This is a genomic window from Streptomyces parvus (assembly GCF_014648875.1).
GTDB lineage: Bacteria > Actinomycetota > Actinomycetes > Streptomycetales > Streptomycetaceae > Streptomyces > Streptomyces parvus.
In genome coordinates this window covers 416,882-438,394 of the sequence record NZ_BMRY01000004.1, presented here as the reverse complement: position 1 = coordinate 438,394, position 21,513 = coordinate 416,882, and the positions used below count along the sequence as shown (strand labels likewise).

Here is a 21,513-nt window from a genome sequence, read left to right as displayed (position 1 = left end):
GCGTATCTGCGACAACGGTGCGACCGCGCGGCGTGCTAGCGTCCGAACAGCACGCGTACAACTCTCACTCGACTCGGCCCCAAAGGCCGAAAAGGGTGGTCTCCAGGCTCTCATCTTCACTGTCGAACAGGGGGATACAAGCGGTGTCCAGGGAGTTGTTCGGACGGAATAAGGAATTCCGGATCATCGAGGAGATGCTCGACTCCGCGTTGGCGGGCGAAGGAGCCTCCGCCCTGGTGGAGGGCATCATCGGGACCGGGAAGACCACGCTGCTCCGATGGTCGGAGGGGCAGGCCCGACAGCGGGGCATGCTGGTGCTTTCAGCCACCGCCGCCCCCACGGAACGCCGCTTTTCGATGGGTATCGTTCATCAGCTGTTCAGCTGTCTGGGAAATGCGGGAGTCTCCTCGACCCCGCCCGGACAGGGTGCTTCGCGCCATCCGGCGCCGGTCGACCCGCAATATCTGCAGCTCTCCGATCTGTACAAGGTAATGAGTACGACGTCGGAGCGCATCCCGATTCTGGTGACGGTCGATTGCATTCAGTGCGTCGATCGGGATTCTCTCTTATGGCTGGGATTCCTCTTGCGCCGGATCGAAAACATTCGGGTGGTGTTGCTGGCGAGCCAGCGCCGGGGAGAACCGGCCAGCGACCAGCACCTTCTGGTCGAATTCATGGAGAGCATCCGTCCGGACCGGCATCTGCATCTGGAGGACCTCAGCCCGAGCACCGCGTCCCGTCTGGTCGACGCCCTCGGCAGCTGTGTCCCGGGTCCCGCGGAGACCCTCATCGCGGACAGCGGCGGCAATCCGTATCTGCTGACCCAGCAGATACTGGCCGCTCCCAGTGCGGAGCAGTCGGGCGACGGCGACCGGCGGGACTCCGGGGCGGACCTCCCGATAAGACTCCGGGCGGTCAAGGACCGCGTGTTGTGCCTGCTGCGCCGACTGGACCTCGACGGTCTGCGCGTCGCGCACGCCGCCAGCGTCGTCGGCGGCTCGGCGATGAACGCCGAACTCATCGGAGAACTCTGCTCCTTGTCCGTGGAGGATGCGTCACGCAGCCTGGAGCAGCTGGCCGAGTGCGGCATCCTGCACCCGACGAGCCTGGCATTCCGCCACCCCGTCATCGCGCGGCTCCTCTACTTCGACATCCCGCGATCGCACCGTGCCGTCCTGCACCAGCAGACCGCCCGGTGTCTGCACAACCGCAGGTTCGCCTCCGCCGACATCACCCCGCACCTCGTGCGGGCGGCCACCCTGGACGAGCCGTGGATGGCCGGGCTCCTGCTGGACGCCGCGGAGGAGCTGCTGCCGCGGGACGCGCCCACGGCCCTCCAGCACATCGAGACAGTGGAGCGGCACGGCGTCCCGGAACAGTCGGCCTCACGCATCGCCGAACTGCGGGTGCGAGCCCTCCTCGAACTGGACCTCCCCGGATCCGTACCGGCGCAGTACGCGCTGCTCGGGCTCAGTTCGGGGCACCGGGAGCTGGCAGCACGTGCGCACCGGCTGGCCGACACCCTGATCCGCCTCGGCAGACCGCAGGAGGCCCGTAAGGTGCTCAACGGCGCCCAGTCGGGGCGGGACGAAGGCGCGGCCGCGGCGGCCCGGCTGAGCCGGCACCTGGCCCACATCTGTATGGACGACGGCGCGTGCGCCGACGCCCCGCGCGGGCTGGAGCGTCTGGAGAGCGTCATGCTGCGCCGTATCGGGAACGGCGATTCGGCCTCCGCCGCGCGCCGGCTCTGCCGCATGTGCCTCGCCACGCCCCGTACCCCCTACGGTTCGCCTTCCTGGTACTACGCGCTGCTGGGGCTGATCTGGGCGGGGGACTTCGACGAGGCGCAGAGTCACATCGACGCGGAGGTGCGGCTCGCGGTCAAGGAGGGCGCGGTGACCCGCCTCGCCGAAGCCCGGTCCGTCCGCGCCCTGCTGCACATGCACCGGGGCCTGCTCACGGAGGCGGGGCACGACGCCCGGCTGGCACTCACCGCACTGCGGCGGATCGGCGCGGACGCCCACCACATGGGCGCCCTGGCCCGCAGCGTGCTGATCGACGTGGCCGTGGAGAAGGACCAGCTCGCCGGGGCGGGCGAACTGCTGGACGTCCAGGTGCCGTCGGCCGGGCAGCCCACCGCCTGGTGGCATCTGCACCTCGCCCACAGCGCCGCCCGCGCCCTGGGCCGGCTGGGTCACACGCGACAGGCACTGACCCTCGTCACCTACTGCGAGCAGGAGCTGGGCCGCCGGGGGATCAGCAATCCGGCGGTGCTGCCGTGGCGTTCGACCAAGGCGCTGATCTGTGCCGGTCTGGGCAATCTGCCCGACGCCCGGCGGCTGGCCCAGCGGGAGGCCGATCTCGCCCTGCGGTGGGGAGCACCGTTCGCCCAGGGCAGGGCGCTGCTCGCGCTGGCGGCCGTGTCTCCCGTGGGTGACGTGCTGCGGCTCGCCCGTCGCGCGGTCGACCTCCTCGACGTGAAGGAGGCTCCGCTGCTGTACGCGCAGTCGCTGTACGCGACGGGGCACGCCTATCAGCAGAGCGGATCCACCGTCCGGGCCCGCGAGTTGCTGCACCGCGCCAACGAGGTGAGCATCGCCCTGGGCGCGGACGCACTGGTCGAGCTGGTACAGAAGGCGCTGCGCGACGCGGGCGGCCGGCCGGACCCCCGTAAGGCGTCCGCGGAGGCGCTGCTGACGCGCTCGGAACGTCAGGTCGCCAAGCTGGCCTCGCAGGGCATGAGCAACCGGGACATCGCCCGGTTGCTCCAGGTGAGCCTGCGTAACATCGAATCGCATCTCACACACTGCTACCGCAAGCTCCGGATCAGCGGCCGGGGCGAGCTGAGCCGGTTCCTGGTGGCCGAGGACGGCGCGGCGGGCTCGACGCTCCTGCGCCCTCACTCCGCCGCCGGCTACCACTCCCACCCGCAGCCCGCCTGATTCCGGACGGCCGGAGTGGGAGTTCCCGGCAGGCGCATGAGCCCGTCGTGCCGGACGACCCAGACGGTTCCGTCGCTGTGAACGCCCCGCAGGCCGTCCACGACGTCGGCCCCTGCCAGTTCGAGGAGCCGGGGCGGGTCCAGCGAGGCGAAGCCGAAGGTGCGGGCCGGACCCCAGTCGGTGGAGTGGGCGAGACGGCGCACCAGCTGCGCGACGCCCAGCGGGGCCCCGGCCAGCACCCATGCGTCGGGGCTCTGGGCCGTCAGACGGCTCGCGGGCCGCAGCCACGAGGCGGCGTCCTCGGGCCAGTCGGTCCGGCTCAGCACGTCTCCGCCGTACGCCTGCCACGCCGTCACGAAGGCCTCGGCAGCCGCCCGCGAGGACGCGTCCCGCCCATGGCCGACGGCGACCGCACCGGCCCCCTCGCGGCCCTCGGTGAGGGATCGGCCCAACAGGCCGACCAGAGCGTCGAGTTCCTTCTCGGTGTGGGGGGCGGGGACGTCGCCGGGAGGCCCCGGCGAGCGGAGCCTCGGCGACGTCGCCCGCCGGTCGCGGCCGGTCATTTCGCGTCGTGGAAGACGAGGCCGAGCGTGTGCCGGGCACCGGAGCGGACCGTGCTCACCCCGTGGCGCATCGGCCCGGCGGACCAGCCGCGCCGGGAGGCGACGGGCCGGTCCCGGGTGGTGAAGACCAGCGCATGCCCCTGCTCCAGGGTGGTGGACGATCCACGGGACTGGGCACGCGGCCGCTGCTCGGTCATCAGGAACTCGCCGCCGGTGAAGTCGCGCCCGGGGGCGTCCAGACCCACGACGACCTGGAGGGGGAAGACCAGCTCGCCGAAGACGTCCTGGTGCAGCGCGTTCCAGTCACCGGGTCCGTAACGCAGCAGGATCTGGGCGGACTTGTCCTGTCCGGCCGCGTGGCACCGCGCGATCCACTCCTCCAGCGTGTCCGGCCACGGCGCGTCCCGGCCGAGCTTGTCGGCCCACGCCCGGGCGATCGGCAGCAGCAGCGGGTAGAACGCCTCTCGCAGCTCCCGTACGGGATCGGGCAGCTCATGGGTGAAGTAGCGGTACCGGCCGGAGCCGAAGCGGTAGCGGGCCATGTCGATCGTGGCCCGGAAGCGCTCGTCGTCGCCGTACAGGGCGGCGATCCCACGGCACACCTCGGGAGTGAGGAGCCGCCCGACGGGGGCGCTGCCGTGTTCGTCCAGTTCCGCGGCGAGGGCGGTCCGGTCGATGGCCGCGACGCGGTCGGTGAGTGTGCTGGGCCGGGGCGGGTGCGTGCTGCGCGTCATGTTCCTTCTCCGATGAGGGGGGACCCTTCCAGGATCGGCCTTCAAGGCCCCCGTGACCGGCGGAATTCGGACATCTCGGTGAGCTGCGCGGCAGGGCGGGGAGCCCCGGCCCGCCGAGGAGCGAAGAGACCCCGCCGTCCTTGATAACGTCGCCCCCGCGGCTGCGGACTTCTCCCCCGACCCAGCCGTACGGGGTGGGCACGGGGACCGGGCGCGGCAGGACGAAGAGGGCCGACAGATGAGCCTTGCACAGGTGCACTACACCTCCGCCGCGCCGGGGGACGAGGGGACGGCGGGCCGGTTCACGGCGGTCGGCCCCGGGGTGTCCGGGGCGCTGCTGGCCGAGATCGAGCCCTTGCTCCGCCACGAGCTTCCCGACGGCGTCGCCGACCGCCCCTCGGACGGCGAACTCCGTTCGCTGCCGCAACCGTTCACGTACGCCACTCTCTCCGACGGCAGCCGTCTGGTTTCCCGGTCGGCCCCGGTACGGGACACGGCCGGCGGCGCGGGGCCGGGGGTCCGGTTCCACGCGCACGCGGTGCATCTGCCGCCGGGGGTGCCGCTGCCGGGCGACCGGCTGCCGGTCGAGGCGTGGCGGTCGCCGCACTGGGTGGCGGTGACGCCCGACGGCGCGATACCCGACCCGCTGGCACTGCCGCCCGGACCGACAGCGGTCTCGGAGGGCCTGGACGACTTCGCCGTGTCGCGCGGTCCCTGGCTCGCGGCCGTACTGGCGGATCTGCGCCGGGCGAGCGGGCCGAAGGAGCCCGGCGGGCGACCGGTGGTGCTGGTGGAGCGGCAGTGCGCGGACGTGGCGAGGTGGCTGGGCCTCGCGTCCGTGACCCTGCCGAGGGAGTGCGCGGAGCGGCTGACGTTCACCACGTACACCCGGCGGCCGGGGAGTTCGGCGATGCGCGTGGTCGGGATGCTGCCCGAGGACGCGGAGGCGGCGCGGGCGGCGGGCCTGCGGGTGCATGTGTGCACGGGGCAGGCTCCGTCGGGCGGCGGTACGGACGACGTGTGGGCGGCGACGGCGGCGCGGGTCTGGCGGAGCCGGTCGCCGGAGCTGTTCCGGGAGGCCCGCGAACTGCCCGGGGAGCCGTTCGCGGCAGGCCCGTTGGCGGTGACGGCGTTGTGCGCGGGGATCGCACTCGGGCCGGACGGGCGCGCGGCGGCGGCCGGTTGGGCGGCGGACCGCCCGTACGCCCTGGACGCCAAACGTACGGGCCAACTGGTCGAGGCCCTCACCTCCCCAGGCATCGACGACCGTACGGGCCCCGAATTCGACGCGGCGGGGCGGCTGTTCGGCGCGCTGGAGGGCCGGTGCCCCGCGTCGGTGACCGCTCCGCTCGCGGCGATGCTGGTGACGGAGGCGGTACGGGGCGGCAACGGCTCGCTGGAACTGCCGCACCGGGACGCGTTCGTGGGGCCGGAGGGTGCGGAGGTCGCGGAGCGGCTCGCCCCGGAGATCCTGACCGAGCTGGGCGACAGGGCCGGACCCCGGTCGGTCGCGCGAACCGTACAACTGCTGCGGGTGGCGCGGCTGCTGGGCGTGGACGGTACGGACGCACTGCCGGGGGTCGTGGACCGCCTGGCACCGGCGCTGCTGGCGGAGGCCGAGGAGGAGTCCGGGGCGGGAGCCGAGGGTCTTCCGGGCTTCGCCCCGGCCCTGCTGGAGCTGCTGGACGAGCAGTTCGAGGTGCGGACGGCGTTGCTCGGCGCGCTGGACCGGCTCGCCCCGGAGGACCCGGGGGCGGTGGCCCGGTTCCTGGAGCGGGTGGCGTTGCCGTTCACGGGGACGCAGGCGTTGCCGCACCTGCGGATGTGCGCGGAGGTGCCGGGGGCGATGGCCACGCTGGGCGGCGACCGGGCGGCGGTGTGGCACCGGGTGCTGCGGGCGGCCGGCCTCTCCCCCTTCGCCGAACCGCTGGTGCTGCGCACGGCGGTGGGCCTGGTGTGGGAGGACCGGGCCCCGACGGTCGAGGAGGCCCGCCTCCTGCTGGACGCGGCCACGTCGGACTCGCACCGCGCGGCCGGCACGTGGGCGCGCCTGGTCGACGCGGCACTGGGCGCGTCCGCCGCCGAGCCGCCCGTCGGCCCGTCCCCCGCGAGCACCGACGAGGCGGCGGCCCTCGCCCACGACCTCCTGCGCGGCTTCCCCGGGGAGATCGGCGGCCGGGAGCGGGCGGGCCTCCTGCTGCTGGACCTGGTCCGCGAACTCCGCACGGGCGCACCGGAGCCCGGCTGGGCGGAAACGGTCCGCACCCTGTGCGCCCAGGCGGACCCGGTCGAACCGGCGCTCCGGGAACGGGCGCACACCGCCCTGGTGGAACGATTGCTGGCCCCGGACCGCCCGGGCGCCGAGCTGTACGACTTCGTCCACGGCGACGACGCCGAGCTGATCGCCGCGTACGACCGCACCGCCCGGACGGAGACGGTACGGACCCGCCTGCGCACCCAACCCGCCTACGCGGCGGACTGCTTCACCGTCTGGACGGCCCACCCGCACGCGGGCCGGACCTGGCCCCCGGTGGCCGCCGCCCTCCTCGACGAGGTCCTGCGCCCTGCGGTCCGCGCGATGTCGGCCGAGGACGTCGCGGAGGTCGAGGCGACGGTGGGCCGCACGGGCAGCAGCGGCCGGGCGGAGGCCTTCCGCACCTGGAACCGTGTCAGCACGCTGGGCCGGCTGGGCCGGCGGATCGCGGGGCGGGTGCGGCGGGGGTGAGCCCCGAGAGCCATCCGACCGTGTGGGGTCAGCGGGTGAATCCCTTCACCTGAACGGCACTTCCGTAACTGTGCGCGTCCGCCTTCTCCACCTGGAACCCTGCCGAGGCAAGAATGCCCAGGACGGCGTCCCGCATACAGGTCTGCACAGTTTCGAAGTGGCGGATCTCCCAGGGCAGATGCGATGGATCAACACCCCGCTCCAGAAGGTCCACCGCTGCGGCCGTCAGTTCCGCCTGGACATTCCAGTCCACCAGGACACCACCGCCCGCCAGAGGATCCACCCGGACGTGCGCACCGGGTCTGCCGCCAGAATCCTCGTCGAGCTTCTCTCCGCAGGCGGAGATACCCGCCCGAACCAGTGCACGGCAGGCCTCGTCGGCCAGTTGCTCGCGCTCAGCGATGACCTCCGGGGTGGCTTTCGACGGCAGATCGAAGTTGTTCCCGCTCACGCGTCTCTCCCACTGGAACCGGCCTGCCGACTGTCTCGAAATCACACACGCATACGTTTCCTCTGCGCGCCCAGGATAGGTTGCCGTTCTGGGCGACTCGACCTCTCGGGGGCGGCACTCGGGGGCTACACACTTCGACGGGCGGCCGGAGAGCACTGCCTCCTTCGTCGACCGCTAGCGGGCATTCAGGGGACACAAGTGAACGACAAGCAGTTCGTCGAACAGGTCCGGGACCATCCGGAGATGTACGGCCTGGGCAGCACCTACCACCCGACCGCCGCCCTTCTCCTGGGGTTCAACCAGGCGCGTTCCGGCGGCTTGCTTCGCGGGTTCCACGAGTGGCTGGCCGTACGGGAGGGAGAGCTGTCGAGTCAGCACTGGATGGTGAGGGTCCTCGCCCAAGCGCTACCGGGGTTCAAGTTCCGAGGATTCGACAGCCTCCGGTTCGAGCCGGAGCAGGAGCGGCAGGCCGTGGACCACCTGTTCTCGCTGATCCTCGAGTTCCTGGAAGTGCGCGACGACCCTTGGGCGCTCACCTCCACGTACGCCCAGTACCACCACATGCGGATCTCCCTGTATGGGGGTGATCCCGCGGAGATGTCGTGACGCGCCTCCGCGGGATCACCCCCATACAGGACCGGCCCGTCACGCACGATCGTGCAGCGTGACGTGGTAGCCGTCCGGGTCCGCGAAGGTGAACGTCCGGCCGAAGGGGCCGTCGATCGCTGCCGAGACGATGGTGTGACCGTCGGCGGCGAGCGCGTCGTGGATGGCCTGGACGCCCGTGGCGTGGAGCCAGATCGCGGCACCGATGCCGGGCTGGGCGACCGAGGCGAGATCCGTGCCGGGAATGACCTCGCGCAGGGCGAACGCGATCGGCTTCGTCTCGAAGACGACGGCGTGCGGAGGTCCGGCCGGCGAGCGGACGGGGCCGAGGTACTGCTCGTAGAACGCCTGCGAGGCGGCGAGGTCGCGCGCCCGGAACGAGATGAAGTCGGGACCGGTGGCCGGCATGGTGGCACTCCTTCGATTCGTGTCAGCGCTCGCGCGCGGCGCGTTCGTGACACGCCAGTCGATGAACGTGCTGCTCCGGGCCCTGGAGCGGGACGGCTACGTGACCAGGCCCGCCGGGGCGGCAGTAGGGAAGGTTCTCCCCGCACAGCTCACACCTCGTGGGCGGGAGAGCTTGGAGGAGGCGTCCGCGGCGGTCAGGGCCGTCGAGGTCAGAATGCTGGCCGGCATGACCGAGAACGAGCAGGAAAGCGCATTCCGGGCCCTCCGAAGCGTGATCCATTCGCTGCGCGACCCCGCATAGTCCACCTGGGTCATGCCCCCAGCTCGTCCGCCACAGGCACGCACTCGGCGAGCAGGTCGACGACGTCGCGCCAGGCGCGTCGCGCATGCCGGGGGTGGTGGCCGACGCCGGGGACCGTGGGGTGGTCGACCGTCGGGTGGTGGAAGGCGTGCAATGCGCCGCCGTAGACCGTGAGGCGCCAGTCGACGCCCGCGGCCTGCATCTCGGCGGTGAACGCGTTCCGGTGCGCGGGCGGCATGATCGGGTCCTCCGACCCGACCCCGGCCCACACCGGGCAGCGGATGTTCGCCGCCTCGCCCGGTCGGCCCGTGGTCGTCGCGTTGACGGTTCCGATCGCGCGCAGGTCGACACCGTCGCGCCCGAGTTCCAGCCCGATGGCTCCCCCGGTGCCGTAGCCGACGGCGGCGATCCGGTCGGGGTCGGTCCGTGGTTCGGCGCGCAACACGTCGAGCGCCGCGTGGCCGATGCCCCGCATCCGGTCCGGGTCGGCGAGCAGCGGCAGGCAACGGGCCAGCATCTCCTCCGGGTCGGCCAGGTAGCGCCCGCCGTGCAGGTCGAAGGCCAGCGTTACGTAGCCCAGCTCGGCCAGCGCGTCGGCCCGGCGGCGCTCGATGTCGCTGAGCCCCATGCCCTCCGGCCCGAGCAGAACGGCGGGCCGGGGGTCGGCACCGGCCGGGAGCGCGAGGTACCCGACCATCGTCAAACCGTCGGCCGGGTACTCGACCGTACGCGTCGTCACCGCTGTCAGCGCTGCCATAAGACGGGACCGTACCGACCGCCGAGCCCGGTCCGGCCGCTGTTCTGCCCGTGGCAGAACAGCTCTGCCACGGGCAGAACAGCCCGGGAGTTCACCCGCCGCACGCCCGGCTCCGTCGCTCAGTACAGCAGGTCCAGCTCTGCCCGGACCGTCTTGCCCGGGCTCCGGTCGAGCACCGCCCAGCGGTCCGCCAGGGCCTCCACGATCAGCAGCCCGCGCCCGCTGTCGGAACCGTCCGCCGGAGCCGTGATCTCGCCGGGGCCCGGCGGCCGGCGCTCGCCCCGGGTGTCGGAGACCTCGATCCGCAGGAGGCCCGGGGCTTCGGGGTCGCCGGGCATGTGGGACAGGCGCAGTTCGAAGTTGCGGCCGGGAACGCGGCCGTGGGTCACCGCGTTGGCCGCCAGCTCCCCGATGATCAGGGCCGCCGACTCCGAGGCGTCACTGAGGTACGGGACGCCCCAGGTGTGCAGCTTGTGCAGGCCTTCACGGCGGGCGAGCCGGGCGCCGTGCGGATCCGCCGGGTATTGATGCCTGAGCACACGTACGGTTACTGGAGGTTGGGTCTGCGCAGGTGCTTCCATGCCCCCAGATTCCGGGCTCCGACCCCTGCCCACCAGGTCACCAACCCGTACGCTGAGTCAGCGTACGGGCGCGAAGGGTAGACGGTACGGGTCACGTTCCGTGAGCATGGACGGGTTGCGAACCAGGACAGGCGCGCGGGGAGGTGGCCGTACATGACGCACGGCTCGGACAGCATGGACAGCCCGGTCCACGGGACCTTCGGCAACGGCGGCGGGCGCAGTCCCGAGCCCGAACCGCAGTACAGCCTCAAGATGTTCGGGGAGGTCGTCAAGACCTTCCGTAAGCGGGCGCGGCTGACGCAGGAACAGTTCGCCCCGCTCGTCGGGTACTCCCCCGAGACCGTCGCCTCCATCGAACAGGGCCGCCGCCTCCCGCCGCCGGACTTCGCGGAACGCGCGGACAGCATTCTGGACGCGTTCGGGGTGATCCTGGCGGCGGCAAAGCATCTGACCCGGAAGAAGGGGCTGGCGAGTTGGTTCCGGCAGTGGGCAGAACTGGAGCTGGCGGCGCTGAGCCTCTACACGTACGAGTGCCGCTTGATTCCGGGGCTGTTGCAGACACCGGCGTACGCACGGACGCTGTTCACCGACCAGTTGCCGCCGCTCGGCGACGAGCAGATCGAGGCGCAGCTCGCCGCTCGGCTTGAACGCCAGCAACTGCTGCGCGAGCGGCCGAACACCTCCTTCAGCTTCATCCTCGAAGAGCACCTATTCCTGCGGGACTTGGGCGGGGAGGAGGTCACCAGGGAACTGCTCGACCACATCCTCGACCTGTCCGGGCTGCGCAACGTGGACATCCAGATCATGCCGCTCGTACGCCATCACCATGCGGGTCTACACGGGCCGATGCAGTTGCTGGAGACGCCGGATCACCAGTGGTTCGGCTATCTGGAAGGGCAGGAGCACGGACAGTTCGTCTCCGACCTCAAAGTGATCAGCGCGCTCCAGATGCGGTGTGCCAATATGCGTTCACAGGCTCTCTCGTTGGACGATTCCAAGAGCCTGATGCGGCGGATGCGAGGAGCGAGATGAGCACCACACCCCTGGCCTGGTTCAAGAGCAGCTACAGCAGCGGCTCTGGCGATTCCTGCGTGGAGGTCGCCCTGGAGTGGCACAAGTCCAGCTACAGCAGCGCCGAAGGCGACTCCTGCGTCGAGGTCGCCACCTGCCCCTCCATCGTCCACGTCCGCGACTCCAAGCTCGACGAGAGCCCCCAACTCGCCCTGGCCCCCGCCTCTTGGACCAGCTTCCTCTCGTACGCCGTCCAGGGCTGAGCAGCAGTCAACGCCGGGCCGGCTGCAAGCGCTCGATGCGGTCCGGGTCGCCGCCGAGCAGGTCACTGTGGCTGATGGTGAAGTCCCCGTTCGGCAAGGTCTGCCCGTCTCCGTAGTGCCGGCCGATGACCGCTGCGGGCAGGAACTCGCGCAGGCTGTGGCGCATGCCCCCGGAGTACGCGACGGGCGCGCCCCAGTCGGCGGCGGCCTCGTCGGTGGAGAACAGCACCCAGTGGTCCACCGGCACGGCGGCGTCGAGGTCCGGTGCCTTGCCGGTGTGGCTGTCCAGGGCCGGCACGGTCAGCCGGTCGGGATCCAGGGGCTGGTACCGGAGCAGCAGGGGCTTGGCCTGGCGCGCTTCCGCGTTGTCGAAGCAGCACACGACGATGGTGTGGTCCGGGAAGTGCTCGGCGTAGAAGCGCAGGAGCTCCGGGTCGAGGGCGGGGCGCCGGTGCGGCGGCACCTGCCACAATGCCGCCGGGATCGCGGTGGGGTCGTCCGCCAGGAGCACCGTGTAGACGTCATGGTCGAAGACCTGGACGGCCGCCTGCGGTTCCGCGCCCATCCACGCGATGCCGTCGGCCGCCGCTGCGGCGTCCTCCACGGCGGAGACCATGCGCCGCAGGACGTCGCCGGAGCGGCCCGCCGAGAGGAAGTGGTGCGGTGTGAGCTGCCTGGTGGGCACGTGCAGCAGCATGGCGTTCGGGCCGTCCGCCAGATTGACCGCCGTGTTCTGGTAGCCCAGGACGTGGACGAGGCCGTGCTCGCCGTGGTGGTGACGCCCGCAGTACAGGATCGTGCCGGAGAACGCCGCCTCACCTGTCGATATGCACATGCGGGCACGGTACCCGGGCCGGTCCGGGCGCGGTCACGCCCCGCCCGTGCCCCGTGGCGTCGGTGGTACGAACAGGTCGCCGCCACCGGCAGCTGGCCCCACCGCGGAAGCCGCAGCACCCGGCGGCCGGGTCCGTACGTCGGGCCCGGACAGGTACCGTAAAGAGGCACCGATGTCACTCATGGGCCTCCTGGCGGGCTGCGTGAACCCAGGAGGAAACACATGACGACCAACCGTGGACGCAAGGACGTCATCCGTGACCGGATGGCCGCCACCGGCGAGTCGTACAACGTCGCCGCCCGCAATCTCAAGGCCATGAAGGACACCGCCGCCACCCGCGACGCCGTCCTCGTGCAGCGCTGGACGCCCGCCGACTCCTTCGACGTGCCCTGCCCCTGCGGCGGGACCTGCGAACCCGGCGAGACCTGCGACCACTGCCACGCCCGCCACCGGCACGTGAAGCGCTACCCGGGCTCCACCACCGAGGTCGAGACCTGGGCCGACCGCTACGAGTGCACCGGCTGCTCCTCCTCGTACACCCTCACCGTCCACCTGGCCGGGCGGCCCTGGGGCGTCGCGGAGACCGTCGTCAAGGGCGGGGCGGCCGAGGAGGTCGTGCAGGCGACCGTCTTCCCGGGGGTCATCCACCCGCTGCTGCGGTCGGAGGCGACCGAGGGCTCCGGCCGGGAGTGACGGCAGGCAGGGCGGGATCGGTCAGGATTCGAGAAGCCCTGGCCGGCTCCCCGCCTCTAGCGTGAAGGACATGGCAACCACCACTTCCTCCGCAGCCCCCACGACCCTCGCCTCCGTCACCCTTGAGGTGGCCGACCCCGAGGCCGCCCGCCGTTTCTACAGCGCCTTCGGTGTGGACAGATACATCACCGTGCGGGCGTCCGAAGCGGCCTCGGCCGGATTTCGCGGCTTCACCCTGGCCCTGACGGTCTCCGGCCCGGCCACCGTGGACGGCTTCGTCGCCTCCGCCGTCGGCGCCGGCGCCACGGTGCTGAAGCCCGCCACGAAGTCGCTGTGGGGGTACGGCGGAGTCGTCCAGGCACCGGACGGGACGATCTGGAAGATCGCGACCTCGGCGAAGAAGGACACCGGGCCCGCCACCCGCGCCATCGACGAGGTCGTCCTGCTGCTCGGTGTCGAGGACGTGAAGGCCACCAAGCAGTTCTACGTGGGACGGGGTCTGACCGTGGCCAAGAGCTTCGGCGGGAAGTACGCCGAGTTCGCCTCCGGTGACGCCTGCCCCGTCAAGCTGGCGCTGTACAAGCACCGGGCGCTGGCCAAGGATCTCGGTGTCCCCGCCGACGGCACCGGCTCGCACCGCATCGTCATCGGCTCCAGCGGTGGCGCCTTCACCGACCCTGACGGCTTCCTGTGGGAGGCCGCACAGCCCTGATCCACCGGGAACGTGCGACCGGGCGCTTACGGGGTAGGCGATAGGCAGTCGCCCCGAGGACCCGAGGAGGAACCATGTCCCGCCTGATCGCCCGCATCACCCAGTTCACCCGCAGCCCCCAGGGCCGTAGGACCATCGCGTCGGCCCGGCGCGCCGCGGCCGACCCCCGCAAGCGCGCCCAGGCTCGCAGCCTGCTGGGACGGCTGCGCGGACGCCGGTGACCCCGGCGCTCCGGCGGACGGCCGGAGCGGCGCCGGGAAGCGAACGCGGAAGACGCCCGCACAGGTCCCCTGTGCGGGCGTCTTCGCGTTTCGTTCCTCTTCGCGTTTCGTCCCGTCGGCCCGTTCCGTCGGCGTGACGCTCAGCTCTCGTCCGGCGCCAGGGTCAGCGAGATCGAGTTGATGCAGTAGCGCTGGTCCGTCGGAGTGGGGTAGCCCTCGCCCTTGAACACATGGCCCAGGTGCGAGCCGCAGCGGGCGCAGCGCACCTCGGTGCGGACCATGCCGTGGCTGCGGTCCTCGATCAGCTCGACCGCGTCGGTGTCCTTCGGGTCGTAGAAGGACGGCCAGCCGCAGTGCGACTCGAACTTGGTGTCGGAGCGGAACAACTCCGCCCCACAGGCCCGGCAGGAGTAGACGCCCGCCGTCTTGGTGTCGGTGTACTCACCCCGGAAGGCGGGCTCGGTGCCGGCCTGGCGCAGCACCGCGTACTCGGCGGGGGTCAGCTCTTCCCGCCACTGCTCGTCCGGCTTCTCGACGTCGTACGGCACGGCTCGCTCCCTCGGTTCAGCAGGTGGTCGCTCGACTACTGGTCGTTCGACAGGTGGTCCAGGATGCGCGGGCCGAGGTCGGTGACGTCGCCCGCTCCCATGGTGAGAACGAGATCGCCGGGCTTCGCCATTCCCGCGATCGCGGCGGGTACGTCGGCCTGGTCGTGGACGGCGGTCACCTCGGCCCCGGCCGCCTTCGCCGCGTCGATGATCAGGGCGCTGGTGATGCCGGGGATCGGGTCCTCGCGGGCCGGGTAGATGTCCAGGACCACGGAGGCGTCGGCCAGGGCGAGGGCCTGGCCCATCTCGGTGCCCAGCTCCTGCGTACGCGAGAACAGGTGCGGCTGGAAGACGACCAGGATGCGGGCGTCGGCGGCCGCGCCGCGCATGGCCTCCAGGTCGGCGGTCATCTCGGTCGGGTGGTGCGCGTACGAGTCGATGACCTGCACGCCCGCCGCCTCGCCCTTGAGCTGGAGGCGGCGCTTGACCCCGGTGTAGCTGCCGAGGGCGGAGGCCAGGTTGTGCGCCGGGATGCCGAGGGCGACCCCGGCGGCGAGCGCGGCGACCGCGTTGTGGGCGTAGTGGGTGCCGGGGACCGAGACCGTGAAGGTGAGGAACTTCCCGTTGAGCAGGACCGTGACCTCGCTGGTCAGGCCGCGGGGGGTGACCTTGTGGACGCGTACGTCGGCGTCCTCGGCGGAGCCGTAGGTGACGACCTTTAGGTCGGCGAGGTCGCGGACCCGGCGGGTCAGCTCGACCGCGCCGGGCTGGTCGGCGGAGATGACGAGGGTGCCGCCGGGGACGATCTTGCCGACGAAGGTCTCGAAGGAGTCGTAGATCTCGTCCATCGAGGCGTAGTTCGCGTGGTGGTCCAGCTCGACGTTGAGGACGATCGCGACCTCGGGGTCGTACTTCTGGAAGCTGCGGTCGCTCTCGTCCGCCTCCGCGACGAAGATGTCCCCTTCGCCGTGCGTGGCGTTGGTGCCCGGGCCCTCCAGGTCGCCGCCGATGGCGTACGAGGGGGCCAGGCTCAGCGAGGAGAGGGCGACGGCCAGCATGGAGGTGGTGGTGGTCTTGCCGTGCGTGCCGGCCACCGCGATGGCCCGCAGACCGTTCATCAGGGAGGCCAGGGCGTCCGAGCGGTGGACGACCGGGATGGCCAGCTCGTTCGCCCGGAGCAGCTCCGGGTTGTCGGCGCGGATGGCGCTGGAGACGACCACGCAGGACGCGTCCTCGGCCAGATGCGGGGCCGCGTGCCCGATGTGCACGGTCGCCCCCAGCGCCCGCAGGGACTCGGCGGTGGCGGACTCCTTGGCGTCGCTGCCCGCCACCTTCGCTCCGCGCTGGGCGAGGATCTTCGCGATGCCCGACATTCCGGCGCCGCCGATGCCGATGAAGTGCGGTCGTTCCATGGCGGCGGGAATGCCGGGTGCCATCTGTACTCCTGCGGTGGTGTTGGTGAGCGTGCTCCGCGCGGACCGGTGCCGTTACAGGCCGCGGCCCTCAGCCTATTCGCTGTGCGCGAAGAGCTTGAGCACCGGGACGCCCACCTTGTGCCGGGCGCGGGAGGCCCAGTCGCGGTGGAAGAACTCCTCCACGTAGTGCGGGGCCGTCAGGACGATGACCTCGTCCGCGCCCGCGTCGTCGACGACGGTCTTCAGCTTGTCCAGGGGGTGGTCCTCGACCACCTGTCCGACGGCTTCGGCGCCCGCCTGGCGCAGGGCCCGTAGGGAGTACTCCAGGCCGATCTCGGCGGGTTCGCGGGCCTCGCTGCCCTCCGGCTCCTCCCCCTCGCGCACCGCTTCCTTCAGCTCCCCCATCGCCACGTCGTCGATCGCGCGCAGCAGAACATCGGCCTGGTCACCGCGCGGCTGCAACAGAACGACGAACGAGATCCGCTCCTCGCCGTGGAGCGTGGTGACGAAGTCCACGTCCTCCGCAGTGAGCGGCTTCTCGATCATCAAAACGCTTGTGAACACGACAGGCGCCCTTCCGCTTCTTCGTCTCGTCGACCGCCGGCTCGACCGTCGACGGTCGTTTGCTGAAACCATCCTTCCCCGTGCTTCCACGGGGTTGCAGGGGTAAGTGTGCCCAGCCGAAGCTAAGCGGAACGGTAAATTCCGCTAACTGTCGGTCCGACGGTACCGAGAGAAGAGGAAACCGGCCTCTTCCAGCAGCGATGCCAGGAAAAAACGTTCCGGCACAGCGACCCCGGGACCCCCTGCGATGCGCTGAGCGTCACCCGCAGTGAGCATCGGGGACAGGGTCAGGCACAGCTCGTCCAGCGCGCCGGCCGCCACGAACTGGCCGAGCAGCCGCGGCCCGCCCTCGGTGAGCTGGCGGCGCAGCCCCCGGGCGGCCAGCTCGCGCACCACCCGGGCCGGGTCCACCCGGGTCCCGTCGCCCGCGATCACCACCTCGGCGCCCGCCTTCCGGGCCGCCTCGATCCGGTCGGCGGGGGCTCCGGCGCCGGTCACGACGAGGGTCGGGACGAGGGGCTCGGTGAACAGCGGCAGCGAGAAGTCCAGGTCCAGGGAGCCGGTCACCACCGCGACGGCGGGCGCGGGGCCCTGCCCGGCGGCCGCCCGGCGCTCGGCGAACGCCTCGCGGGCGCGGGCCGGACGGTATCCCTCCTGCCGTACGGTCTCGGCCCCGGCGATCACCACGTCGGCCAGGCCGCGCAGGGTGCCGAAGATCCGCATGTCGGCGGCGCAGGAGATGGGCTGCGAGCGGCCGTCGTGCTGGGCGGCCCCGTCGAGGGTGGAGACCATGTTGGCGCGCAGCCAGGAGACCCCGGCGGGGAGGCCGGCGGGGTAGGCGTACGCCTCCGCCAGCTCGTCGAGGCTCCACTCGCGGTCGGGGGCGGTGGCGGGCGTCGTTGTCAGGTCCGTCACAGGGAACAGGCTTCGCATGGGTTGCAGTCTGGCACGGGCCTTAGGGTGGAGAGTTGTGTCGTCATCCACCGCGTTTCCGGGGCAGAGCCCCCTCGTCGAAACGGCCCCGCTGTCCCTGTGCGCCCGCGAGCCGCACGTCCCCGCCGACCGTCTGGTCGCTGAGATGGTGCCGCCGCCGCGCTTCGATTCGGTGCGTTTCGACACGTACGTACCCGACCCGAACCAGCCCAGCCAGAGCGAGGCGGTCAAGGTCCTGGCGGGCTTCGCCGCCGGACTCGGCGGGGCGCACGCGACGGGTTCCGGCCGCCGCAAGTGGTTCGGGAGCAAGAAGCCGGCCGCGCCGAGCGGGCCGCGCGGGGTGTATCTCGACGGCGGCTACGGCGTCGGCAAGACCCACCTGCTGGCCTCCCTCTGGCACGCCACGCCCGCCGAGCCGCCACTGAAGGCGTTCGGCACGTTCGTGGAGCTGACAAACCTGGTGGGCGCGCTGGGGTTCCAGCAGACCGTGCGGACACTCAGCGGGCACCGGCTCCTGTGCATCGACGAATTCGAGCTGGACGACCCGGGCGACACCGTGCTGGTGTCCTCGCTGCTCAGCCGGCTCGTGGAGGCCGGGGTGGCGCTGGCCGCGACCTCGAACACACTGCCGGGCAAGCTCGGCGAGGGCCGGTTCGCCGCGGCCGACTTCCTGCGCGAGATCCAGGGGCTGTCCGCGCACTTCCGCCCGCTGCGCATCGACGGCGAGGACTACCGGCACCGCGGTCTGCCCGAGGCCCCGCCGCCGTACAGCGACGAGCAGGTGACCCGGGCCGCGTACGCCACGCCGGGCGCGTCGCTGGACGACTTCCCGGGCCTGCTGGACCACCTGGCCAAGGTGCACCCGAGCCGGTACGGCGCGCTCACCGACGAACTGGGCGCGGTCTGCCTGACCGGGGTGACGCCGGTGCCCGACCAGTCGACCGCGTTGCGCCTGGTGGTGCTGGCCGACCGGCTGTACGACCGGGAGGTTCCGGTGCTCGCCTCCGGGCTGCCGTTCGACAAGCTGTTCAGCGACGAGATGCTGAACGGCGGGTACCGGAAGAAGTACTTCCGGGCGATCTCCCGGCTGACGGCGCTGGCGCGTGACGCGAAGGGGCTGGTGGCGCAGTAGGTTCGGGGGCGTAACGCAACGGGACACCGTGAGGTGCCCCGTGATATCCCGTACAACCGCGCACACCGTCCGAAGGGATCCAGCATGGCTACCACGCGTCAGGCGCACACGGTCTGGGAAGGCAACCTGATCGAGGGCAAGGGGGTCGTCACCTTCGACTCCTCCGGCATCGGTGAGTACGACGTCTCCTGGCCGTCCCGCTCCGAGGCGGCTAACGGCAAGACCAGCCCGGAGGAGCTGATCGCCGCCGCGCACTCCAGCTGCTTCTCGATGGCTCTCTCGCACGGACTGGCCGGGGCCGGTACCCCGCCCACCAAGCTGGAGACGAAGGCGGACGTCACCTTCCAGCCCGGCACCGGCATCACCGGAATCCACCTCAGCGTCGTGGGTGAGGTCCCCGGTCTCGACGAGGCGGGCTTCGTGAAGGCGGCCGAGGACGCCAAGGCGAACTGCCCGGTCAGCCAGGCGCTGACGGGCACGACGATCACGCTGTCGGCTTCGCTGACCTGACGGTCCTGGCGGCCGGGCCCGAGGCCCGGCCCGAGCGGTCGGGGCGGCCGAGTCCGGGGCTCGGCCCGACCGGCCGATCGGGTCAGCCCGAGGCCCGGCCCGACCGTCCACGGACGGCCCTTCCGCTGTGGGCCGTCCCAGCAGCAACACGGGGCGCGGGGGCACGCATGGTTCCCCCGCGCCTCCGTGCGTGCTACACACGTGCGGGTCACTTCACCTGTCCGCCAACAGGGAGTCACCTCATGTCAACCGCACCCCGCACCACCGCAACCCGACGTCAGGTCCTGGCAGGCAGCGGCGCAGCCGCAGCGATCGCCTTCACGGGGGCCTTCTCCGAACTCTTCGCCGGCACGGCAGCCGCGCGCGGCCACAACGGTTACGGCCCCCTCGTCCCCGATCCGGACGGCCTGCTCGACCTGCCGAAAGGATTCCGCTACCGGGTGCTGTCCCGGGAGGGCGAGCCGCTGCGTTCCGGCGAGGGCCCGGTGCCGGGCAACCACGACGGCATGGCGGCCCTGCGGGGCCGCAACGGGCGGATCCACCTGGTCCGCAATCACGAGAACCGGCACACGGCCGAGATCGGCGTGCCGACGATTGAGGGGCTGACGTACGACCCGGCGGCCAAGGGCGGCTGTACGTCGCTGGAGCTGGACGGCCGCAACAAGGTGCTCGGCGAACGCGTCGCCATCGCGGGTACGGCGGTCAACTGCGCGGGCGGGCCCACCCCTTGGCGCACCTGGCTGACCTGCGAGGAGAACGAGGACAAGGCCGGGACCAACGGGTACACCAAGGACCACGGCTTCATCTTCGAGGTGGACGGCGCCGATCCGCGCCGCACCGGGGCCGTCCCGCTGACCGCGATGGGCCGGTTCCAGCACGAGGCGATCGCCGTCGACCCGAAGTCGGGGATCGTGTACGAGACGGAGGACGCGTTCGACAAGCCGTTCGGGCTGTTCTACCGCTTCCTGCCCGAGAAGCCGCTCGGCGGCACCGGTTCGCTCCGGGCGGGCGGGGAACTGGAGGCGATGCGGGTGCCGGGCGTGCCGGACCTCTCGGTCGTCCAGGAGACCGGCACGAGCTTCGACCGGATCGAATGGGTCCCCGTGCCGGACCCGCTGGCGAGGGAGACCCCGATCCGGCTCCAGGACTTCGGGCCGAAGGGCATCACCCACGCCCAGAAGCTGGAGGGCTGCTACTGGGGCGGCTCATCCGTCTACTTCGTCTCCAGCTTCGCCCGCCGCGACGAGGGCTCGGCGGGCGATCACTACGGCCAGGTGTGGCGCTACGAGCCGAAGAAGCGCCGGCTGACCCTGGTGGTGATCTTCGGCCCGGACACCGACATCCAACTGCCCGGCGAGTCCCCCGACAACATCTGCCTGGCGGCCGACGGCGGACTGATGGTCTGCGAGGACGGCGGCGGCGCGCAGCACGTGCTCGGGGTGACCCGGCGCGGCGAGGTGTACGCGATGGCGCGCGGGCGGCAGAACATCGGGACACCGGAGGAGCCGGAGTGGGGCGAGTTCGCGGGGGTGACGTTCTCGCCGGACGGCTCGACGATGTACGTGAACTGCTACACGCCGGGGACGACGTTCGCGGTGACGGGGCCGTGGTGCTGAGGTAGCCCCTTCCTGGCTCCCGCCTTCGGAGCGCCTTCAGTCAATATGACCGCATTGTCGGATATTTTCCGTGAGTGATCACTGCTGCACGGAAGACGAGGAAGCCCCGGAAGGCACGGCAGGCACGGCAGGCGACGGTTCTGGCGGTCGCGGGGGTGGTGACCGGCACCGTCCTGACCGGGTGCGGGGGCGAGTCCCCCGCACCCGCTCCCCCACCCCCGGCCGCGGCCTCGGCCTCCCCCACTCCGAAGAAGCCGCCGACGATGGCCCCCGGCCCTGCGGGCCGCACCCCGGTCTTCGAACGGAGAACGACGGGAGGGGGCGCGGGCGGCGGCGCGGGCGGCGGCTCGGCGGAGAAGGTCGTGGCGCTCACGTTCGACGCCGACATGACGGCCGATCAGGGCCCCCGGGCCGCCTCGGGCGAGCGGTTCGACAATCCGGAGCTGGTCGCGCTGTTGCGCCGGCTGAAGGTGCCCTCCACGGTCTTCATGACCGGCCGCTGGGCCGAGGAGTACCCGGCCCAGGCGAAGGCCATCGGCACCGACCCCCTGTTCGAGGTCGCCAACCACTCCTACAGCCACCACGCGTTCAGCTCCCCCTGCTACGGGCTGCCGGTGGTCGCGAAGAGCGCGATGACCCACGACGTCGAACGCGCCTTCACCGCGTTCCGGAAGGCGGGGGTGCGGAACGTGGTGCCGTACTTCCGCTTCCCCGGCGGCTGCTACGACGACACGGCGCTGCGCGCCCTGGCGCCGGCGAACGTGACGGCAGTCCAGTGGGACGTGGTCAGCGGCGACGCCTTCGCCACGGACGCGGACGCGGTCGCCGAGCAGGTGCTGGACGGGGTCCGGCCGGGCTCGCTCGTGGTCATGCACTGCACGCGCAGCGCGGCCCCGGCCACCGAGGCGGCGGTACGCCGGATCGTCCCGGAGCTGCGCGAGCGCGGGTACCGGTTCGTGAAGGTGTCGGAGCTGATGGAGGACGGCGCGTAG

23 protein-coding genes and 1 pseudogene are annotated in these 21,513 nt (G+C 71.7%); 13 read left to right on the top strand and 11 right to left on the bottom strand.

Features of this window, described 5'->3' with window-relative positions; genetic code table 11:
- The first annotated feature begins 95 nt into the window (after positions 1–95).
- Entirely contained in the window at positions 96–2,942 is a 2,847-nt protein-coding gene (locus IE140_RS15510) for a helix-turn-helix transcriptional regulator (protein WP_308438386.1), read from the top strand.
- Here the strand turns inward: IE140_RS15510 and IE140_RS15505 are convergent.
- Both IE140_RS15505 and IE140_RS15500 read right to left on the bottom strand, forming a co-directional pair.
- Positions 2,915–3,505 (bottom strand): type 1 periplasmic-binding domain-containing protein, encoded by a 591-nt coding sequence (locus IE140_RS15505; protein WP_189460489.1) that lies wholly within the window; start codon positions 3,503–3,505, stop codon positions 2,915–2,917. The two genes, IE140_RS15510 and IE140_RS15505, sit on opposite strands and share 28 nt — an antisense overlap.
- A complete protein-coding gene (locus IE140_RS15500) occupies positions 3,502–4,239 on the bottom strand; it encodes a 2OG-Fe(II) oxygenase (protein WP_032775161.1) in 738 nt (245 codons plus the stop codon). Before IE140_RS15500 ends, IE140_RS15505 begins: the two co-directional genes overlap by 4 nt.
- A gap of 238 nt (positions 4,240–4,477) precedes the next feature.
- On the opposite strand from IE140_RS15500, the gene IE140_RS15495 reads away from it, so the two are divergent.
- A complete protein-coding gene (locus tag IE140_RS15495; protein ID WP_189460453.1) occupies positions 4,478–6,964 on the top strand; it encodes a GTPase-associated protein 1-related protein in 2,487 nt (828 codons plus the stop codon).
- Positions 6,965–6,992: 28 nt separating this feature from the next.
- On the opposite strand, the gene IE140_RS15490 is transcribed toward IE140_RS15495, so the two are convergent.
- A complete protein-coding gene (locus IE140_RS15490) occupies positions 6,993–7,415 on the bottom strand; it encodes a hypothetical protein (RefSeq protein ID WP_150195998.1) in 423 nt (140 codons plus the stop codon).
- Between the two features lie 198 nt (positions 7,416–7,613).
- Between IE140_RS15490 and IE140_RS15485 the strand changes: the two genes are divergently transcribed.
- Complete coding sequence (locus IE140_RS15485) at positions 7,614–8,021, top strand: hypothetical protein (RefSeq protein WP_093442217.1); 408 nt, start codon at positions 7,614–7,616, stop codon at positions 8,019–8,021.
- Between the two features lie 39 nt (positions 8,022–8,060).
- On the opposite strand, the gene IE140_RS15480 is transcribed toward IE140_RS15485, so the two are convergent.
- Positions 8,061–8,429: a VOC family protein gene (locus IE140_RS15480; protein WP_150196000.1), complete on the bottom strand. Its 369-nt coding sequence runs from the start codon at positions 8,427–8,429 to the stop codon at positions 8,061–8,063.
- Positions 8,430–8,451: 22 nt separating this feature from the next.
- Here IE140_RS15480 and IE140_RS15475 point away from each other — a divergent pair.
- Positions 8,452–8,730, top strand: a pseudogene (locus IE140_RS15475) (MarR family transcriptional regulator); the annotation flags it as partial.
- Positions 8,731–8,740: 10 nt separating this feature from the next.
- Here the strand turns inward: IE140_RS15475 and IE140_RS15470 are convergent.
- Positions 8,741–9,478, bottom strand: coding sequence for a dienelactone hydrolase family protein (locus IE140_RS15470; protein ID WP_150196031.1), 738 nt, complete (start codon positions 9,476–9,478; stop codon positions 8,741–8,743).
- Positions 9,479–9,606: 128 nt separating this feature from the next.
- Entirely contained in the window at positions 9,607–10,068 is a 462-nt protein-coding gene (locus IE140_RS15465) for an ATP-binding protein (RefSeq protein WP_167533513.1), read from the bottom strand.
- Between the two features lie 153 nt (positions 10,069–10,221).
- On the opposite strand from IE140_RS15465, the gene IE140_RS15460 reads away from it, so the two are divergent.
- Positions 10,222–11,100 carry a helix-turn-helix domain-containing protein gene (locus IE140_RS15460; protein ID WP_150196004.1) on the top strand — a complete coding sequence of 293 codons (879 nt, stop codon included), beginning with the start codon at positions 10,222–10,224 and terminating at the stop codon, positions 11,098–11,100.
- Positions 11,097–11,342 (top strand): DUF397 domain-containing protein, encoded by a 246-nt coding sequence (locus IE140_RS15455; protein ID WP_150196006.1) that lies wholly within the window; start codon positions 11,097–11,099, stop codon positions 11,340–11,342. Before IE140_RS15460 ends, IE140_RS15455 begins: the two co-directional genes overlap by 4 nt.
- Before the next feature lie 7 nt (positions 11,343–11,349).
- Here the strand turns inward: IE140_RS15455 and IE140_RS15450 are convergent, their stop codons facing one another.
- On the bottom strand, positions 11,350–12,177 hold the full coding sequence (locus tag IE140_RS15450; protein WP_150196008.1) for a hypothetical protein: 828 nt from the start codon (positions 12,175–12,177) through the stop codon (positions 11,350–11,352).
- A gap of 222 nt (positions 12,178–12,399) precedes the next feature.
- On the opposite strand from IE140_RS15450, the gene IE140_RS15445 reads away from it, so the two are divergent.
- The 3 genes from IE140_RS15445 to IE140_RS15435 all read left to right on the top strand — a co-directional run bounded on the left by IE140_RS15445 (position 12,400) and on the right by IE140_RS15435 (position 13,803).
- Positions 12,400–12,870: a hypothetical protein gene (locus IE140_RS15445; RefSeq protein WP_100562520.1), complete on the top strand. Its 471-nt coding sequence runs from the start codon at positions 12,400–12,402 to the stop codon at positions 12,868–12,870.
- A gap of 70 nt (positions 12,871–12,940) precedes the next feature.
- On the top strand, positions 12,941–13,582 hold the full coding sequence (locus tag IE140_RS15440) for a VOC family protein (RefSeq protein ID WP_189460451.1): 642 nt from the start codon (positions 12,941–12,943) through the stop codon (positions 13,580–13,582).
- 74 nt (positions 13,583–13,656) lie between these two features.
- Entirely contained in the window at positions 13,657–13,803 is a 147-nt protein-coding gene (locus tag IE140_RS15435; protein ID WP_167533514.1) for a hypothetical protein, read from the top strand.
- A 140-nt stretch (positions 13,804–13,943) separates the two neighbouring features.
- Here IE140_RS15435 and msrB read toward each other — a convergent pair whose 3' ends face one another.
- From msrB to IE140_RS15415, 4 genes are all read right to left on the bottom strand, one after another.
- The gene (gene msrB, locus IE140_RS15430) at positions 13,944–14,351 is read right to left on the bottom strand and encodes a peptide-methionine (R)-S-oxide reductase MsrB (RefSeq protein WP_006128431.1); all 408 of its coding nucleotides are present in this window, start codon (positions 14,349–14,351) and stop codon (positions 13,944–13,946) included.
- Between the two features lie 35 nt (positions 14,352–14,386).
- Positions 14,387–15,787 (bottom strand): UDP-N-acetylmuramate--L-alanine ligase, encoded by a 1,401-nt coding sequence (gene murC, locus IE140_RS15425; RefSeq protein ID WP_150196013.1) that lies wholly within the window; start codon positions 15,785–15,787, stop codon positions 14,387–14,389.
- A gap of 72 nt (positions 15,788–15,859) precedes the next feature.
- Positions 15,860–16,312, bottom strand: a complete 453-nt coding sequence (locus IE140_RS15420; RefSeq protein ID WP_175467699.1) for an indole-3-glycerol phosphate synthase — start codon at positions 16,310–16,312, stop codon at positions 15,860–15,862.
- Between the two features lie 162 nt (positions 16,313–16,474).
- Positions 16,475–17,263 (bottom strand): pyrimidine reductase family protein, encoded by a 789-nt coding sequence (locus tag IE140_RS15415; RefSeq protein ID WP_093442242.1) that lies wholly within the window; start codon positions 17,261–17,263, stop codon positions 16,475–16,477.
- Positions 17,264–17,300: 37 nt separating this feature from the next.
- On the opposite strand from IE140_RS15415, the gene zapE reads away from it, so the two are divergent.
- The 4 genes from zapE (at position 17,301) to IE140_RS15395 (ending at position 21,513) form a co-directional block, all read left to right on the top strand.
- On the top strand, positions 17,301–18,395 hold the full coding sequence (gene zapE / locus IE140_RS15410; RefSeq protein WP_150196015.1) for a cell division protein ZapE: 1,095 nt from the start codon (positions 17,301–17,303) through the stop codon (positions 18,393–18,395).
- An 84-nt stretch (positions 18,396–18,479) separates the two neighbouring features.
- The gene (locus IE140_RS15405) at positions 18,480–18,905 is read left to right on the top strand and encodes an OsmC family protein (RefSeq protein ID WP_150196017.1); all 426 of its coding nucleotides are present in this window, start codon (positions 18,480–18,482) and stop codon (positions 18,903–18,905) included.
- A gap of 242 nt (positions 18,906–19,147) precedes the next feature.
- The gene (locus tag IE140_RS15400) at positions 19,148–20,521 is read left to right on the top strand and encodes an alkaline phosphatase PhoX (protein WP_150196020.1); all 1,374 of its coding nucleotides are present in this window, start codon (positions 19,148–19,150) and stop codon (positions 20,519–20,521) included.
- 263 nt (positions 20,522–20,784) lie between these two features.
- Positions 20,785–21,513: a polysaccharide deacetylase family protein gene (locus IE140_RS15395; RefSeq protein ID WP_150196941.1), complete on the top strand. Its 729-nt coding sequence runs from the start codon at positions 20,785–20,787 to the stop codon at positions 21,511–21,513.